Source organism: Mameliella sp. CS4, from assembly GCF_019392335.1.
In the GTDB taxonomy this organism is placed as follows: domain Bacteria; phylum Pseudomonadota; class Alphaproteobacteria; order Rhodobacterales; family Rhodobacteraceae; genus Antarctobacter.
Map to the genome: position 1 here is coordinate 54921 of NZ_JAHXRQ010000023.1, position 16874 is coordinate 71794.

The 16874-nt window shown below is 60.8% G+C and carries 13 protein-coding genes; 5 read left to right on the top strand and 8 right to left on the bottom strand.

Annotated elements, in window-relative coordinates; genetic code table 11:
• Positions 1 to 47: 47 nt before the first annotated feature.
• Positions 48 to 1151: a tyrosine-type recombinase/integrase gene (locus tag KZZ07_RS21640; RefSeq protein WP_219517092.1), complete on the bottom strand. Its 1104-nt coding sequence runs from the start codon at positions 1149 to 1151 to the stop codon at positions 48 to 50.
• 803 nt (positions 1152 to 1954) lie between these two features.
• On the opposite strand from KZZ07_RS21640, the gene KZZ07_RS21645 reads away from it, so the two are divergent.
• The gene (locus KZZ07_RS21645) at positions 1955 to 2182 is read left to right on the top strand and encodes a hypothetical protein (protein WP_219517094.1); all 228 of its coding nucleotides are present in this window, start codon (positions 1955 to 1957) and stop codon (positions 2180 to 2182) included.
• A gap of 192 nt (positions 2183 to 2374) precedes the next feature.
• Here KZZ07_RS21645 and KZZ07_RS21650 read toward each other — a convergent pair whose 3' ends face one another.
• Positions 2375 to 5170: a BPTD_3080 family restriction endonuclease gene (locus KZZ07_RS21650; RefSeq protein WP_219517095.1), complete on the bottom strand. Its 2796-nt coding sequence runs from the start codon at positions 5168 to 5170 to the stop codon at positions 2375 to 2377.
• A gap of 6 nt (positions 5171 to 5176) precedes the next feature.
• On the bottom strand, positions 5177 to 8368 hold the full coding sequence (locus tag KZZ07_RS21655) for a site-specific DNA-methyltransferase (RefSeq protein ID WP_219517096.1): 3192 nt from the start codon (positions 8366 to 8368) through the stop codon (positions 5177 to 5179).
• Positions 8369 to 8709: 341 nt separating this feature from the next.
• On the opposite strand from KZZ07_RS21655, the gene KZZ07_RS21660 reads away from it, so the two are divergent.
• Positions 8710 to 9693, top strand: coding sequence for a tyrosine-type recombinase/integrase (locus KZZ07_RS21660; protein WP_219517097.1), 984 nt, complete (start codon positions 8710 to 8712; stop codon positions 9691 to 9693).
• 225 nt (positions 9694 to 9918) lie between these two features.
• Here the strand turns inward: KZZ07_RS21660 and KZZ07_RS21665 are convergent, their stop codons facing one another.
• From KZZ07_RS21665 to KZZ07_RS21675, 3 genes are all read right to left on the bottom strand, one after another.
• Positions 9919 to 10557: an RNase A-like domain-containing protein gene (locus tag KZZ07_RS21665; protein WP_219517098.1), complete on the bottom strand. Its 639-nt coding sequence runs from the start codon at positions 10555 to 10557 to the stop codon at positions 9919 to 9921.
• Positions 10554 to 11291, bottom strand: a complete 738-nt coding sequence (locus KZZ07_RS21670; protein WP_219517099.1) for a hypothetical protein — start codon at positions 11289 to 11291, stop codon at positions 10554 to 10556. Before KZZ07_RS21670 ends, KZZ07_RS21665 begins: the two co-directional genes overlap by 4 nt.
• A gap of 63 nt (positions 11292 to 11354) precedes the next feature.
• On the bottom strand, positions 11355 to 12017 hold the full coding sequence (locus KZZ07_RS21675) for an MDR/zinc-dependent alcohol dehydrogenase-like family protein (protein ID WP_219517100.1): 663 nt from the start codon (positions 12015 to 12017) through the stop codon (positions 11355 to 11357).
• Between the two features lie 195 nt (positions 12018 to 12212).
• On the opposite strand from KZZ07_RS21675, the gene KZZ07_RS21680 reads away from it, so the two are divergent.
• Positions 12213 to 13283 carry a hypothetical protein gene (locus KZZ07_RS21680; RefSeq protein WP_219517101.1) on the top strand — a complete coding sequence of 357 codons (1071 nt, stop codon included), beginning with the start codon at positions 12213 to 12215 and terminating at the stop codon, positions 13281 to 13283.
• Positions 13284 to 13754: 471 nt separating this feature from the next.
• The gene (locus tag KZZ07_RS21685) at positions 13755 to 13946 is read left to right on the top strand and encodes a hypothetical protein (RefSeq protein WP_219517102.1); all 192 of its coding nucleotides are present in this window, start codon (positions 13755 to 13757) and stop codon (positions 13944 to 13946) included.
• Positions 13947 to 13965: 19 nt separating this feature from the next.
• Here the strand turns inward: KZZ07_RS21685 and KZZ07_RS21690 are convergent, their stop codons facing one another.
• Positions 13966 to 14316, bottom strand: a complete 351-nt coding sequence (locus KZZ07_RS21690) for a hypothetical protein (RefSeq protein ID WP_219517103.1) — start codon at positions 14314 to 14316, stop codon at positions 13966 to 13968.
• A gap of 261 nt (positions 14317 to 14577) precedes the next feature.
• Positions 14578 to 14973 carry a hypothetical protein gene (locus tag KZZ07_RS21695; RefSeq protein ID WP_219517105.1) on the bottom strand — a complete coding sequence of 132 codons (396 nt, stop codon included), beginning with the start codon at positions 14971 to 14973 and terminating at the stop codon, positions 14578 to 14580.
• A gap of 769 nt (positions 14974 to 15742) precedes the next feature.
• Here KZZ07_RS21695 and KZZ07_RS21700 point away from each other — a divergent pair.
• A complete protein-coding gene (locus KZZ07_RS21700; protein WP_219517106.1) occupies positions 15743 to 16840 on the top strand; it encodes an AAA family ATPase in 1098 nt (365 codons plus the stop codon).
• Positions 16841 to 16874 lie beyond the last annotated feature (34 nt).

Consider the following 16874-nt stretch of genomic DNA (forward strand, 5'->3'; position numbering starts at 1 on the left):
CAGCGGCTTTTTTGCTCCCCGAATTCGGGACTCCCAAATCCTTCCCATCATGTGCGGAAGTCCCAGCCATGGGCGAGCAGCCGCTCGCCGAGATCCGAGGGCGCCAGCTTTCTATAGCGCCGGGCGGTGTCTGCTTTGGCCCAACCGCCGCGGTCAATCAGGCAATCCTGATCCCCGACCTGCGCGCTGAACCAGGTTGCCCATGTGTGCCGCAGGCTATAAAGGACCAACTTCTCGTATCCATCATCTGCATCTGCATCTGCATCTGCATCGGCGTCGTCGACTTCGGTTTCGCGATTCAGCCCGGCGGCAACGCAGACCTTTTGGAACTGCCGGATCACGGTGCTGCCGCGCTCGCCATCCGGCACGATCTCCTTGCCGGTGGTCGATAGGAAGACGCGTCCTTCCGACGGCAGATCGCCCATCAGCTCCCAGGCTCGCTCGGGCGGCCGCACCATGCGGGCACGATAGGGCGTCTTGCGAGCTCCCCGGGCCTTGCCTCGAATCCGGATCTCTCTGGTGGCCCGAATGACGTCCTCGGCCCGCACGCAGAACATCTCACCCGGCGTCGCACCGGTGCCGAGCAGGAAGGCGATTATCTTCAGCAGGCGCAGATGGGGGTCGCGGATGGTCTCCGGCGGGTTCATGGCCGCCTCGATCAGGCGTTCGGCCTCCTCCGGCGTCAGAACGCGGTCCCTCGGGTTGTCTACGCGCGTCTCGTAACGCAGCCCCAGAGCATTTCTGAGCACGGCCCTGAGCGGCGTCGTGACATGCTTGCGCGCGGTATCATCCGATTTCCAGCTTGGCTTCTTGAGATCAACCTTGCATCTCTTGAACGCGAAGGCGTCGATGTCTTCGATAGGCTTGAACGGACCGAAATAAGCGACGAGTCTCTCGATATCGCTCCGAAACTTATCGAATTCGGCGAGATAGAGATCCGCCGCCTCCCTTAACGTCGGGGACGGCGACAGTGCCCGCTCCCAGGCCGCGTCATGAACGCCCTTCGCGACGTCCTCGGCTATTTCAGCCGCCTCGAAATCGCGGACCCCCGTCGACCGGCGATACCTCTGCCCTTCGACATAGAAGTCGTAGCAGTATGACCGGCCGTTCCAGAACGGGTACCAGCACGCCGTTCCTTTGAGTTTTCCCATTTCAGTAACTCCATTAACGCTTCAATGTGCTGCCGATAGAAACGGACATTCCCGCGGTGAACTGCCTCGATATCGCGAGAGCGGCGATACGCTTTCCTGAGATCGAAGAGCGTTCTGACCTTTATCCCGAGTACTTGTGCGGCCTCTTCCCGCGTCAGAGGCGCTTCCTTCCATTCCGCCCCGCCAGAATTGCGGCAACTACCGCAATGTGGACAGTGTTCACTCTCAGAGTTCGCAGTCATGGTCTCAGTCGTTCTCTCACGGTGCTCCCCACATGCAGAGGATGCAGGTCGTTGTTTTCCTTGAACAAGGAAGGGCCGAGACGTCCCGGGCTGTAAATGGGGCGAAGCAGAGAGGCGGGAATGTCACTGTGTCTGGACGGACGGAAAAACGCGACAGCGGGCCTCCCCAGGAAGGCCGGAAAAAATCGTAAGGCTCACGGATATATGGTTGGAAATTTTCACCCAAAGAGGAATCCCGGACCCAATTTGCGCTCGTCCGAGAGACTGAAACGACCGCCAAGGGCGCTCAGGGTGTCGGGTTATCGCGGGAGACAGCAGATTTTCTGTGTTGCAGAAGCCGTCTTTTTCCGGGGATAACCTATCGACGGGGCCGTTTTTTCCGAGCTTTCAAATGAGTAAGTCTCTGACCTCCGGGTTGCATCTCCCGAACAGCGAAATGGCACTCTGCGCCGTTCCAGAGTTGCTGGCCCATTCGAATTCCAGTCATCATGGCAGTGGCTTGCAGCGCGATGCGTCAATTTTCGAACAGCTTGGTTGTCAAGTTTTTTTCGAGCGCATCAGGTGGCCGACTGGCCCCTTCAGGTTTTTCTGGTCACGGTGTTGCCGGGCCAGCAGGCAGAGGCAAACGGCACGTCAGGCGGCAACGCACCTTGTTGTGAAGGCAACACCCGGCGCCAGGCTGCGCGATTACCTTCCCCGGAAATTTTTCGCGTCAAAGCACGGAAAAAATACGAATTCTTCTTTGACAACCTCCGGTTTGCAACCCTTAGAACTGCCAGTTTTGAATAGCCACGTATATTATCTGAACATCGGACCAGCACCGAAATTTTTCCGTCTCAAGCATGGCCCGCAATATCGGCGACCTGTAACAAATCGTGATCGCGCAGGGCTGCCTATCTCATATTTGACAGCGGACTGATATCCACGAACTCGAGGTCCATACCGAATCGGGCGCATCCCGCGACGGTCGAAACCGGGTCTTCAGTTGGCCGTTTCGACGGCGGTCGCGTGTTTCAAGATGATGTCCTGAACCTCACCCGGCTTGAATGCGACATCCCAGGCCCAGCGTCCGAAACCGCCGGCTGCGTTGATCGCCTTCACCCATTCATTCAGCGCGTCCCGCTTCGCCTTGTTCTGAGGGCTGTCGGTGCCCTTGATCTCAAGCGCGAGGATGGTGCCGCCAGCAAGGTGGACCAGGAAATCCGGGACGTATCGCCGCCGGGAGCCCGCCCACATGTAATAGATCTGGAAGCCGAGATGGTCGTTTTTAGCGCATGCAAGAACGTCATCGCGCTTCTCGAAGACGTTGGCGGCGTGGCCTTCCCAAGCAGAATCTCCAACGAAATGGCTGATGTGCGACTTGGTCGTCGGGAAGCATGGCTTGGTCGTATACCACGTGCGCATCTGTCCGGTTGCGCCGATCGGGTTGTCCTCGTCGAACACCGGCGTGAGGTGCTTCGTGTTCTGTTCGGTCACGTCGCGCAACACATGCTGGACCACCAAGTCGACGTTGAGTGCGATGAGGATGCGCCTCCGGAGCGGGTCCGAGTGAAACAGTGACGGGATGTCGAGACGGTTGGAATTCAGGAAAGTCTCGACAATCCTCACCAACTGCGCCGCCAGATACTCTTGGGTGCCGGTGAATCCATGTCTGAGCTCGGCAAACGCCTTCCGCGCGGCTTGGAATACAAGGCGCTGTAGGCGGAAGCCATCCGGTAGCTTCTCGAGGTCGATCGCGGTGACCTGGCCCATGTCCGTCGCGCCGCCGAGCGCCGGGGCGAGTTCGGCGCTGATCGGTGTGCTGGCAGGATCGAGCACGAGCGGCTGGACCTTGGTCCAATCGATGGCGAGCTCCGGTTTCACGACCGTCTCAACGCGCAGCACGTTCGGCCAGCGAAGCTCCAGATCCGCACGGTCAGGCACCACTTCGATCTGCGTGGTAGGTTTCGGCGGGGGCGGCGCCTCACCGCCTTCGCCGGTCTCCGAGATGGAGAGCGGCACACCGAAGACATTGACGTATTCGGGTAGGAACAGGCCATTTTCGTCAGTGTCGTACGACACGCGGCGCAATCCACGCCCGACAACCTGTTCGCAGAGCAGCTGGGAGGTGAAGGCGCGTAACCCCATGATGTGCGTCACATTCTTGGCGTCCCATCCCTCCGACAACATCGCCACCGATATGACGTTCTGGAGGTCCTGACCGGCGGCGCCCCTCTTCCCGACGTTGTCCACGATCTCGCGCAGCAGTTCCTCCTTCTTCAGGCCGACAAACTGCTGGCGGCGGGTTTCGGGAAGGTCTGCCGCGTCGATGATCTCTTTCAGACGCGCCTCGTAGTCCTTGTCGGATGAGGCGGTCTCGCCGATCTCCGCCTTCTCGAGCACCTTCGAGTCGACGCGAAGCGTCCGGTCTGGCGCGTGCAGCTCGGGCCAGTGTGCATCGCCCTTGTTGAAGTAGTTCTCGATGCGGGCCGCGGTCTCAGTGCGGTTGCAGACCGTGAGCATGACGGGCGGTGAGTGATGCCCGGCCTCCCGCCAACGCGCCCGGGTCTCCCGCCAGTCGGCGCCGAGCAGCGTGTAGGCATCCTGGACAAGCTTGGGCAGCGCCTCGTGCGGCTCTGCCTTCGCCCGGTTCAGGTCTTCGGACACGGATGGGTCACGATAGATGTGATAGAGCTTCGACCGGAGCGTCTTGGCGTCCGGAACGGCATCGTCACGGACCACGACCCGCGGCGTCTTCACCAGCCCTGCCTCGATCGCGTCGTTCAGCCCGAAATCCGAGATGATCCAGTCGAACAGCGCCGTGTCGGTGCTCTTCTTGCCGGTCGGCGCGAAGGGCGTGGCCGAGAGGTCGAAACAGCGCTGGATGCGCCGGGTCTTGTGGATGCGGTCCAGGCCTTCGATCCAGCGCGTCGCTTCATCCAGGTCGATGCCTTGTTCCGCGGCCGCCTTCTTGCTGATCTTCACCTCGGGCGGCTTGCGATAGGCATGGTGCGCCTCATCGTTGATGACGATGATGTCCTTGTGCGACGCCAGCTTGCCCAGCACGCGTCGCGTGAAGGCCTCGTCGGACTCGCGCCCCTTCCTCACCACTGAGCGGTCGGTTTCCTTCAGCGGCATCAGGGTGTGCCAGTTCTCGATCAGGACCTCGGCTTGGTTCAGCTTCTGGCGCAGGGCCTCGGATGGGCACAGGTTGAACTCGTCATAGTAGCTGCCCTCGCTGGGCAGCAGCACCTGCAGCCGTTCCTTCACGGTCAGGCCGGGCGCCACGATGAACACGGCGCGGCTGAAATCCTTGTTCCGCTTCGGATAGGTCAGCGCGTTCAGAACTTGCCAGGTGATGATCATCGCCATCACCGTGGTCTTTCCCGTGCCCGTGGCCATCTTGTTGCACAAGCGCTCCCACGCGCCGCCATCGCCGGGGATCGCGATGCCCTGCTTGTAGGCCTCGGCACCCTCGACCCGCCAGATCAGCGTCTCGATGGCCTCGAGCTGGCAGAAGTAGAACGGGTGTTGCCGGGCATCGCGGTCGTGCCAGTGCTCGAGCAGCTTGCGGGTGACGATGGTGACACCGGGCCAGCCGTCGGCGCGCCACTGATCCACGCGCGCCCGGACCGTGTTCACCAGGTCCAGAACCTCGGTCCGCTTGGTGTTGTTGCGCGCGTCGAATACCTCGTAGCTCGCGGGCCGCCGCTCGGGCTTGATCTCCAGCTTGCCGCCCTTGCCCTCTACCCAATGCTGCGCGGGGCACTCGAATGGTGTGTTGATGATGAGGGACATCGGGGATCAATCCTCGAGCGGCATGATCTTGAGCGACTCGATCCCGCGGTCGTCCACGATCTTGACCGCGATGCGCCGGTTCTCGCCCGCCTCGAATGGCAGAGAGAGGGTGCCGTGGAACTGCTCCAGCAGGTCCTCGTCCAGCTCCACCCGTACGGTCTTGCGCAGGCGGTTCCAGCCGCCCTTCGCATCCGCCATCGGGAAGAACACCTGGTGCGGCATCAGCGAGCGGTTGTCGTAGTCCACGTCCAGCGACCACATCGCGATCTGCGTCTTGCCGCCGGACACGAGGTCGCCCGCCTTCGGGTCGAAATAGTCGAAGCCGTTCACCTCGACCTCCCACGTCCCGTTCGTGCGCTTGCGCAGCTCCACGTCCGGCTGGCCCATCAGCCAGAAGGACTGGTTCGAGGCGCGCTTCTTCCTCAGATCCTCGGTCAGAAGGTCGGTGTTCATCTGCGCCTTGAGTAGGGTGACGCCCGGCCAGTTCACCTCGTCGATGTCCTTCGCGGCCTCGGGGTCGAAGGTGAAGGCGCAGAACAGGATGAACTTCGGCGACGGGCGCAGGGTCTCCGCCTCGGTCAGCGCCAGCTCCACCTGCCGCTGCTCCAGGGCCGCGTGCTCGGGGCCGAAGCTGACGACGACGCGTTCGCCCGTATCGGCGAGCGATCCGCTGGCATGGACATGCTTGAGTCCCGGTAGCGTCTCGAACTCGGCGAAGCGGAGCATGGCGCCGCCCTTGCCGCGCACGCCGGTCTTGAGCAGTTCGTCGCGCCACAGCGCCTGGCGGGAGGTTTCGCCGGAGCGGGCGACGGTCTCGTCGGCCTCCTGTGGGGGCATGCTTTCGTCCAGCGACAGGACGGTCGGCGCCGGCACCGCCTCGACCGAGAAGGGCCCGCAGATGCGCAGCTTGGATTTGTCGATGCGCGGCTTGTCGTAGAGCGTTTCCTGCTCGGCATGGTCGGCGATGGACTGGTCCATCCGGCGCTGCATCGCCTGCCGGGCGGCGTGGAAGGCGTCGAACGCGGCGCGGGCGGCGTCGGGCCAATCGTCTGGCCAATCGAAGGGCACCTCCCATTCGTGCAGGCTGTCGCCCTTTGCAAAGTCCACCGGCTTGCCCTTGCGCACGCCCTGCGCGGGCTTGAGCGGCTTCGGCGGATTGGCGGCCAGCGCGGCGTTCAGGTCGGCGAGCGCCGCCGCGATCTTCGGGTGGTCGTCGGCGTGGATCGTGTCGATGTCGGGGTTGTTGGCGATGCTCTTTAGCGTGATGTGCGGCACCGTCTCGTAGTCGAAGCCGCCACCCAGCCCCTCATGCGGATAGCGCAGGGCGTAGTAGTCGAAGCTGGCGGTCATCAGCCGCTGCTTGGCCAGCGTGATCGCCACGCGGGAAGTGTCGCAGGTGATCCAGCGCCGCCCCCATTTCTCGGCAACGAAGGCTGTGGTGCCGGAACCGCAGGTGGGATCGATCACCAGATCGCCGGGATCGGTGGTCATCAGGAGACAGCGTTCGATGGCTTTGGTATTCGTTTGAACGACGTACGTCTTTCTTTCGCCGAAGCCGCTTGAGCGTGTGTCGTCCCAGATATTGTTGCGGGGCTTGTAGCCGAAGTCCCCAAGATATCTCACGAACCCAAGTGTTTTGCCGCTTGCGGTTAGACGATTGGCTCTGTTGAGGCGCGTGAGTCCGTTCTGGTCAGTCCGAAACGTGCCTCCCGCAGGGGTAAATGTGCTCAGCTGAAACGGAAACTCTCGCAGGTCTTTTCCCTCAGCCGGTCTCTGATTGGTAATGGGATTGGCGCGAAACGGCTTCGACTCGGCAGGTAGCTCCTGCGCTCCGAATACTTCATCGTTGGATAGTCGTCGCCGATAGCCATTCGACAACTCGATCATCCGAAGGTTTTGGTCATCCTCAATCGACCTCGGCTCATAGGTGGGATTATATTTGGCTTTCCCCTTTTCCTTGGCATACCAGAGGGCGAAATCGTTTGTCGTATCGAGGCTTCCACCGCCTTTTCCGGTAGTTTTCCGGAAAATGATCTCTGAAATGAAGTTGTCCGAGCCAAAAATCTCGTCGAGTATCGCACGAACTCGGTGAACGTTCTCGTCCGAAATCTGAACGAACACCGACCCGCTCTCGCTCAGCAGTTCCCGCGCCAGCATCAGCCGGTCGCGCAGATAGGTGAGGTATGAGTGGATGCCAAGTTCCCAGGTGTCCCGGAACGCCTTGATCATCTCGGGTTCTTGGGTGAGGTCGTCGTCCGAGCGGTCCTTCACGTCGCGCTTGTTCGTGAAGGGCTGGAAGTTCGACCCGTATTTGATGCCGTAGGGCGGGTCGATGTAGATCATCTGCACCTTGCCGCCCATGCTCTCCTTGGTCAGGAGCGAGTTCATCACCAGCAGGCTGTCGCCCGCCACCAGCCGGTTCGACCAGCCCTTTTCGTGGTGGTAGAAATCCAGCGCCTGGCGCAGCGGCAGGTTCTCGAACGGCGCCGCGAACAGGTCCGGCTGCCGCCACTGCGTCGCCGCGTCCTCGCCCTTCAGCCGCTTCGCCGCATTGGCGAGGATCGTCGCCGGATCCACCCGCTCGTGAACATGGAGCGAGACGGTATCGACCTCGACACTCGTCCGCTCCGCCTTGCCCGTCCAGTTGAGATAAGGCGCCTGCAGCCGTTTCAGCTCCTGCAGCGCGTCCTTCATCCGCGCGGTATCGTCGCTGGCCAGCGCATCGTCGATCAGCTGCTCGATCCCCGCTCGCGCAGAGTCGAAGTTCAGCACCGGGTCGAGATGCGGGTCGTAGGCCCAGATCGTCTTGTCGCCATCCGGATCAGTGCCGGCATGAACCATCCCGACCTCGGGGTTGTTCACCCGCGTCTCGCCATGGCGGTAGCTCAGCACCTGCGTTTGATCGTCCGCCTTCCGTGTAGCTTTCTTGCGCGACCGCGCCGATGCCGGCTTGGATTCGCGTTCCTCCGGCGCGGTTAGCTCCAAGTCTGCGACATCAGCCCGATAGATCGAACCACCGCGCCCGCGTCCCCGGGCCAGCATCCCGTCGTCGACCAGTTCATCTCGGGCAGCCGCATAGTCCTGGTCGCTGAGGCCCGGCACCCGTTCACGTAGAAGCGCCATCATCGCGCCATTGCCGATGGAAGAGCCGTCTTCGGGTGTGAGCGAAAGGATCAGATCGGTCAGGCTGTCGGACATGTAGCTTTGAACTCGCAAAAGGGCTTGTTTTCATTACCCTATCGCGAGTTTCCGTGCTTTGCACGAGCAATTCAGGCGTCAGCTGCGCGCTTGCTCGGCGCACCCTGTAATCATGTCGGGGCAGGTGCGGACATTTTTCCTTCGCGTCCGAACAAAGTGGCCAACTTCCCTTTCGTAGGACCGACTTCCGCGTGCGTCATAACGACACCGAAAGTCGCTCAAGATACGATGGAGGGCGCAAACGCTTGGCAAATCCATGGACACCCGTCTGGCAAGAGAAACACGCGGCTTGGGCCATCGATTTTCGTATAGGGTCTCGCCGCATCCGCCGAAGGCTTCCCGTGGGCGACAAGTCCCAGCGCAAGATTGCCGAAAAGCTGGCTGAGAAGATTTATCATTCAACTTGGCAGGACGAACTTCAGGGTGGGCAGAAGCCGAGGAAAACATCGTTCGTCAAGGCGGCGGAGTTATACGAAGCAGGCGGAGGGGAAGCCCGGTTTCTTCCCAAGCTGAAGCGTTACTTTGGACGTGATGCGTTCATCGAGGACATCGATGAAGTTCGCATCATGGAAGCCGCCGCAGCTCTATATCCGGAAGCGCGGCCAGATACGATCCGGCGTCAGGTTCGGGTTCCGATACGTTCAATACAAAATTTCACAGCCGGGAAGCGTCGACATAGATCGACGGATACGCGGAGGGTGCGTTGGCTCAGACCGGAAGAAGTAGAAAGGTTGCTGCAGGTTGCCAGCAATCCTGACGCAATTGGCCTTCGAGACCCACGACGCGAGACGTTGCGAAAGATCGCCTTCATGCTCGGCACCGGTGCGGGGCCCGGCGAGACCATGGCGCTCGATGGAAAAGGTTGGAATTCAACCACGCGGGAGTGGTGGCTGCCGGGCACCAAAACCGCTTTTCGGCCGCGCTTCGTATTCTTGCCACGGCGAGCAGTCGAACTGGTCGGCGAGATACCTGCCGAAGGTCCGGCCTTCCCGGCTCCGAATGGCCAACCCTACAAAATCCATCCAAACCGGGGTGCGCAGATGGCGGTCGCGTTCGGAAAGGTGCGCGATGCAGCCGGGTTAGACGCGGATGTCGTCCCCTACACGCTTCGCCATACATGGGCGACCTGGTTTTACGCTCAGACCAAGGACTGGGCCGCTTTGCTCGATCATGGCGGATGGGGCCGCTCGGACACTGCAAATCGCTACAGGAAGATCGCGCCAAAGGACCTCGCCAACCAGCTTCTTGCCTATGGATGGGACTTTCGGTCCGAGGAGGGTGAACCGGTTCGGTTCGGTGAGATGGTATCCGTCCGCTTCCGTTAGGGGGAACCAGACGACCACCGCCGACCGCGTCGTCCTAACACGCCGCAATCGGCCCAATTCGGACATTGGCGATCCCTTCGAACGCTGCGTTGCAGCCTCACAAGACCAGCCATTCGTCTACCGTGCAGCATTTTCGTGGGGTGAATGGCGGCGGGTGTCACGCCACGCTGGCCTAAGTGTGTTGCCCCCTCTCAGGAGGAAGGGGCAACACGGTCGCCTTGTGCATCAGCGGCGCGGCATCCGTGCTACGTTGCTGAAGGAGGTTCGCGGCGCAACTCGGGCTGCCGCTCCGAATTGGGACCGGACTTGCCCGGCAGACGTCCCGCGGAAAGTGCGCAGCTGATTTGGAAAGCTGCGGGCTACGGTGGGGTAGGAGTTCTGGATCCGATAACCTCTGGGAGAGGTCGCGTTACGCTGAATGACGACCTTAGCGCCGAATGCCGGAATACTCCTTCCCGTGTTCGTCACGGCGGTGCCGAGCCGACCCTGACCGCGGTTCAGCCCCTCCAGAGCCCGCGTTCCGTTCCCGTCGCCCAGGGTGAGACGCGCGTTCGGCCCCCCGCGGCTGCGGGAGAGCCACTTATCGATCCGAGCGCCGTTCTGCGTGAGGATCTGCTGGGTGGTCTGACGCGCGATGCGGGCATTAGCGTAGGACGACTTCAAGCCCTCGCCGCTGCGCGAGTTTGCCGCCTGCGCACGGGCTGCGGCGAGCAACTGGGACGGGCTGCGCGAGACGTGATTGCCCGCATGCCCGTGGAGCTGCTGCTTCACCCGCTGCCCCAGACTTCCGGTTCCGTCCGCCTGCGCTGGCGATTGCATGACCAGCAGCGCAACAAAGAGGGTAAATACGCCTATTGCTTTCATGAGCCTTCTCCTTCTGGATAGAGTGTGATCGTTCCTTGTGACATTGCGAAACTTCGAGCGTCATTCTGTGTGACGATTTGCACCGCGCCGAGCCTTCTGAGAGCCTCGCCCGGGGCCCATGAGACGTCCGGACCTGCCAAGCGCGTGGGCGACAGTGTCTCCATCATTCCAGCCGCCTTTTCGCGCAGGGCCGCATCATCCTCGGCAGACAAGGAGAAGCGGTTTCGCGGCAACAGGATCACTGCATCGAGCAAGTCCCAAGGCCCTTCGATCCTGTGATCATCCCGATCGAGCACCACCGCCACCAGCGGGATGTCGTCGCGCGCAGGCAAGGCCCAGCCGCAACTAAGGCTGTCGTGGCACGAGAGCTGCGTCTTCCGATCGGAACTATCGGCCGGACTTGAACACCAGATGGATGTGCTCCCCAACTGCGAGACGCACAAGGTGAGGTCAGGCGGGCTAACCAACGAGACAGGAAGAAAGAGCCCCATAGTCACACCCGAGACATGGCCCAGTCCATCCCAACCGGTTTCATAAACGGTCCTCGCATCAGCCATAAAGTCGATATAGACCACCTTCTGGTTAAGGTCCGGTGCGGGCAGGTTTCGGATATCGGCACGACGCTCCAAAGCGCCTTGGGAAAGCCCGGCTATGATTCCGGATGTCCAGAGCACGAAGGTGAGGAACACAACCGATACGGCCATAAGGCCTTTGACAAGCTTTGCGATCGGCATTGCACTGCCTTTTTTTGGTCGAAGAAGTGGCCGGGGCGGCAGGACGCCGCCCCGATCCAGGGACTACGACACCGCAGGGCCGGCGATCTCGTTGATGACGCTTTCAAGAAGATTGGCGATACGACTCAGATCGGCGACGACCTGGCGACCCGCTTCTGCCCGGATCTCGTGGCCGAGCGCCCGGGCCTCCAGGTCGAACTCGGCTGCATACTGGCCAAGGATATCGATCGCCGCATCGATCCGGGCCTTCTCACGCAGCATCCCAGCGATGTTCTCGTCAAATTTCCGAGCCAGTTCTGCCTTGCGATGCTCGGGCAGAGGGTCGAGCATCATGGCTTCCTTTGCGCCTTTCTGACTCTCGATGGCCCGGGTCATCGCTTGAGACAGAGGCCCATTGGGCTTGGTAAGTTCAAAGATGTCCGTAAACGCCTCGTTGGCTTCTTCCGCTTGCTCTTTGGCTTCCTCCAGGGTCATCCCGGAATTCTTCTCGACTTCACCGATCAGCCCTTTGAGCCTGTCGCGAAGTTCAGTCTGTTCCTCGCTGAACTCCTCGACCTTTTCCTCGAAGAGGAGTTCCGGTTCTTTCTGACCGAAGATGTCCGCCGCAGACGTCGTAACCGTAGTGGCCACAACCATAACAGCGAGAATCCCTGCCAAGTTGGTTCTCATGATGTTCATCGAATTGGCCTTTCCTGCTGAAGTTGCAGGACAAAAGTAGCCGAACATCTATTCCGGAATCAGAAGTAAAAATTGCAGCTGAACGGCTCCCGGCTCCCGGAACGAGTCTACCGAGCACCATTTTACTCGGTGAAGGGCCTGAAATCCGGCTGCGGGATCCGGAAATCACGGTTGCCATGAGGTCATTTCCAGTGCTGTCATGCAGGCTTAGGAAAGATCTTTGTATTATCAGGGGGATGGAAAATGGCCGGGAGCCAAGAATCAAAAGAGGTCACTCCGACGTCGACGGAATCGCTGCCCACCGAAGCCAAGATCCGTTTTCAATGCTTGCTGCGGCTTGCAAATGCCCAGGTTGGGGGCAAGATCTTTGGGAAGGGGGAGATGTCTCCCGGGCAGCTATCGGATGAGATGTATAATACTCTCAAGGAAGCAAAGAACCGCGAATACGAGAAGTCCCCGAGCGGCGGCACTTTGCGCGAGTGGATCGTCAAGGCGGCAGAAAACAATCATAGCGAACTGGCGCGATTGAAGGGGATCAAGGTCGAACTCTTTGCCGAATATCTGAGGCTGCGACACCAGTTGATGGTGACGCAGGTCGCCAAGGAACTCGAATTCGAACGGATCAACCGCGCGTCTCCCGACGGCGAACTCGCCTACCAGATGGCACGCGCTTTTTCGGCCGATACCGGCGGCTACGGCTATGCGGCCGTAGGCAATTTCGATGGAACCTTCGCCTGTTATCGACGAGCATGGGCTGCCGGCTATCCTGATCATTTCCAGCGCAGCCGTATCAAGATCTATTTCGACACCAAGTGGACCATAGAAGAGATGCAAGACGTTTCTCTCGGGGGACATGCTGTCGATGAACTCAATAAAGGCCCGATTTTACCGTTCGGTTCGAACTTCTTCGCGACCATGCGATCCGAGGCCGTGTTGAAATTCTTGGGTATCAGCGGGTTCTACCCCGAGCCTGGCACTGACAGGACGGTTCAACTTTTCTTTGGTCACGGTCAGGGAATGAGCGGAAAAGGTCCCCACCCCGGGTATCCCTATGTGTGCTCCCGGATCGATGGTCGGATGGTCATCGGTGATAAAGGGAAGGAACCTTCAGAATACGAACATCTCGAAAAAACGCTGGTCATGCATGAAGACGTCTGGGATCGGATCCCCACCACCACCGATCGGGCTCTTCTCATGGCAGGTCAAGAGCTCACCAGTGACCTGCCCGAGACCATTCGCGACGATCCACATGCCGAGCAATCCCTCCGATTGCTCCGCCGCCTCGAGCGAGCCAGACTGAACGATCGCATGTGAACCAGCCGCATCAACTGGCCATCGGCTTAACGAAACAACATTTTCGACAGCATCATGCAGCCGCACGGTGGTTGAATCTGTAGATGGCTACCTGCGTGCATCCGACCTTCTTGCCTGGTGCAGCGAAGGTCAGCTATCCGCCCTTCCCGACGATGAGAAGCAGGGGTATAGGGTCGATTGAGCGCCCTGTCGAACGGCAGGTTGGACCTGCGCGACTGACCATCACGGAGCGCACGCACCCGGAAAAAGAAAGGGCGGCATTTGCCGCCCTGTTCTGCTGGTCTTCACGCTTGCTTACCGGCCTCGCCAGTCGCGCAACGCTCCGTCGATCCTTGCATACGCCTGAAGGGCCTCGTGGAGCGAATGGCGGCCGCTGCAGAATGGGAGGCCGTAGGTATCCGCGCCTGTATGTTCGATCTTATAGCCGAGAGCGAGAAACGCTTCGCGTGACGCCGGCGTCAGTGGATCCGGATGCCGCGGAGACGTCATGACCGTTATACCGGCGATCTCTCTGCCACTCTGGACGAAGTGTCGATCGACCCAGACAAGGGCCGACGGCACGCGATATTTCTGAGCGAGCCAGAGCGTGACGTCACACACGTCCTGCTCGAGGCCGAATTCGTCCGGATAGACACTGAGACGACGCTCGCGCGTGACCTGTAGGACACATCGAGGCGTGGCTCTACCCGACATGGCGGAACCTCGCGAGCAGCTCGCTAACGCGCGCGCCGTGCCATCGTGTCATGTCGGATGCCGTCAGGCTGCGCTCATGGCTGATGCGGTCGAGCACGGAGGGTGCTTGCTCCGACAGGATGCGACAGATGTCGCGGAGCGCCTGCTCGACGGCATCGGCATCGGGGAACCGTTCGGAGACCGCACCGTGCAGATCGCAGAGAGCGTCGAACCCGATTCGGTCGTCGAGCGCATCCAGGAGGTCGCAGAGACTCGCGCCGTGCCGGCGCAGATGTTTCTCTGTCGCCGCCACCGCGTCGAAGCGCGCCTGGTTGGTGTTGAGGGCGGTGGAGTTGAGCATGATTTTCTCCCTTTCATGCATGAAAACGGTGCTGGTGGTGCCTGATTCATCGGCGTCATGGTCCGTGCATCGCGGGGGAGAGGTGGGTCGGGCTGGTTCCTTTCGGTTGGTGACTTGCGCGGGTGTCTGGTCTTGATGACGAGGACATTGGCCATTCTCCGGGAGCACGAAGAAAAAAGTGGTAGGCTGGCGGATTTTCCTTGTTGAGCGGCTGCGTCACCCCGGCCGCCGCGCTGGACACGGGGCGGCCGGGAGCGAACATCAGGGGATCCGGCTGTCTTCGCTTGGAGCGATCCCCGCGCCGCGCAGCACATCATCGAGACCTTCAGCGAGCAGACAGAGCTCGGGCACGATCGGGTCCTCGGGCTCGAGCAGGTCGAAGCATCCCTCGTTGCCCCACTCCTCCTCGTCGGCCTCGTCGAGGAACAGGATCGCGCGCAGCTGGAGAAGCAGGCGCCGGAGACGGCGCGTGATCGACCCGGGCTGTTCCAGGCCGTCGCGGATCGCGTTGAGGAGCCGCGCGCCGCGCCGGTCTGCGAGCAGAACGGCTGCATTTCCGAGCGCCTCGTCGTGATGAGAGAAAAACTCCCTCAGCGCCAGCTCGCCGGCCGACATAGAGGGGGCTTCGGTGCTGGTGGTTACTCTCGAATGAAACATGGGGACCTCCTTGTGATTGTTTCGTCCGGGCTTCGTCCCGGGTCAGGAAGGAGGGGAGCTCCGCTGCGCCGCTCGCCGCTGCGTCTCGCGCCGCTGCGTCTCGCGCCGCGGATTGGGGCGCCGAAATCAGCGCACGGTCATATGTTGGATGGTCACTACTGAGGGAGACCTCGCTCGTTTCGTCTGTCACAAGCGAGATTGGCCGGATGCGCTGGAGGCGAAGCATTTTTCCGGCTAATCAGGAAAAACATGCTTCGTACTCGCGGCCTCTTCTCTGTCGCGCGCAGCAACGAGAATGTCTAAATCCGGGTGTAAATCGCCGCCCCGATTAACACGGGGATGACACCAACGTGCACGAGGTGTTCAAGGACAACACCTTAGGCACGATGGTGTTAAAAGCCGATTAGCGTAGGTTTGTAGGTTCGATCTGCTCCCCCAGCTGCGCCGCGGCCGGAAAGCAAGCAAATTGCAGAGCCGGCGAATTCGCAGGTGCGCCTACACTGGCCGACAATTTCTCCAAGCCGCGTCATGTCTTGGCTTATCAATCTCAGAGCGACAAGGCACGAGGACCGCTCTTACCAGACGTCGCTCCTGGTGGGCCAGACTCCGGACCAGGCTGAAATTTCCGCGCCGGCAAGTGAAGCTTGAAACGCTGGGGATCATACTTAACAGTCAAATGGTATGACGGCTCGTCGGGGACTTATGACCACGTTGCACCTCTCGGGAAGGTGGGCACACCGCACATTACAGAAGGACATGGTCGCGCAGAATGACTATCGAGCGTATTTTGCTGCTTCAGAACGTCGGTCAATTTGAGAACGTATCGTCTGGCGCGCAGGTGCCCCTGACTCCTTTTTCGGCGATTTACGCGGAGAACGGTCGCGGCAAGACGACCCTATCGGCCATCTTCAAATCTCTCGCATCTGGCGATCCATCGCTAATTCAGAACCGAAAGCGTCTGAAGGCCCAGCACGAACCGCACGTAATAGTTCAGCTGTCGGGCGCCACGGCAATCTTCAAGGGTGGCGCATGGTCCTCGACAGAGTCCGAGATCCATGTCTTCGATGACGCATTCGTCGCCGAAAATGTGTGCTCCGGCATCGAGATCGAAACCAGCCACCGTCAGAATCTCCACGAGTTGATCTTGGGTGCGCAGGGCGTGTCGCTGAGCAAAGCCCTCCAAGCCCAAGTCGAGCGGGTCGAGCAGCACAACAAGGACCTGCGCGTGAAACAGGATGCGATCCCGGCGGCGGCCCGTGGCTCCTTCAGCGTCGACGCCTTTTGCGGCCTTAACCCCAACGAGGACATCGACAAGGAGATCGCGGAGGCCGAGCGCCGGCTGGCGGCGGCCAAGGCGGCAAGTGCAGTCCATCAGCGCTCGGCGTTTCGGACCCTCACCCTGCCAGGCTTTGACCTTGGTCGGATTCGCGATGTGCTGGCTCGGAGCCTTCCGGACCTGGAGGCCGCAGCGGCAGCCCTCGTGAGAGACCATCTGCGGAAGCTCGGTCGAGGCGGTGAAGGCTGGGTCGCCGATGGCATGCCGCGGATAGAAGCGGCTTCAGCGGGACTTGATCACCAGGCGTGTCCATTCTGCGCCCAGGATCTCGCAGGCTCCACCCTGATCCCGCACTACCAAGCCTATTTCAGCGATCTCTACAGCCAGCTGAAGTCCGATATTCGGACCCTCGGTCAAGGGATCGCCGCCGCCCATGGCGGAGAGGTGATAGCCGGATTCGAGCGATCCGTTCGGGACGCCTCGGAGACCCGAGATTTTTGGAAGGCCTTCACGCCGATCCCGGACATCCACATCGACACCGCCGCGGTTGTCAATCCCGGAGCAAAATGGGTCAGTGAACCGGTGGAATAATCCCCAACGGCTGGGGTCTGGCGGGCGCCTTGGC

Excerpts from the sequence above, each read along its gene's own strand:
- KZZ07_RS21640 (WP_219517092.1), bottom strand. The coding sequence starts at position 1,151 with ATGGGAAAACTCAAAGGAACGGCGTGCTGGTACCCGTTCTGGAACGGC.
- KZZ07_RS21650 (WP_219517095.1), bottom strand. The coding sequence starts at position 5,170 with ATGTCCCTCATCATCAACACACCATTCGAGTGCCCCGCGCAGCATTGG.
- KZZ07_RS21655 (WP_219517096.1), bottom strand. The coding sequence starts at position 8,368 with ATGTCCGACAGCCTGACCGATCTGATCCTTTCGCTCACACCCGAAGAC.
- KZZ07_RS21665 (WP_219517098.1), bottom strand. The coding sequence starts at position 10,557 with ATGAAAGCAATAGGCGTATTTACCCTCTTTGTTGCGCTGCTGGTCATG.
- KZZ07_RS21670 (WP_219517099.1), bottom strand. The coding sequence starts at position 11,291 with ATGCCGATCGCAAAGCTTGTCAAAGGCCTTATGGCCGTATCGGTTGTG.
- KZZ07_RS21675 (WP_219517100.1), bottom strand. The coding sequence starts at position 12,017 with ATGTTCGGCTACTTTTGTCCTGCAACTTCAGCAGGAAAGGCCAATTCG.
- KZZ07_RS21680 (WP_219517101.1), top strand. The coding sequence starts at position 12,213 with ATGGCCGGGAGCCAAGAATCAAAAGAGGTCACTCCGACGTCGACGGAA.
- KZZ07_RS21685 (WP_219517102.1), top strand. The coding sequence starts at position 13,755 with ATGCCGCGGAGACGTCATGACCGTTATACCGGCGATCTCTCTGCCACT.
- KZZ07_RS21690 (WP_219517103.1), bottom strand. The coding sequence starts at position 14,316 with ATGCTCAACTCCACCGCCCTCAACACCAACCAGGCGCGCTTCGACGCG.
- KZZ07_RS21695 (WP_219517105.1), bottom strand. The coding sequence starts at position 14,973 with ATGTTTCATTCGAGAGTAACCACCAGCACCGAAGCCCCCTCTATGTCG.
- KZZ07_RS21700 (WP_219517106.1), top strand. The coding sequence starts at position 15,743 with ATGACTATCGAGCGTATTTTGCTGCTTCAGAACGTCGGTCAATTTGAG.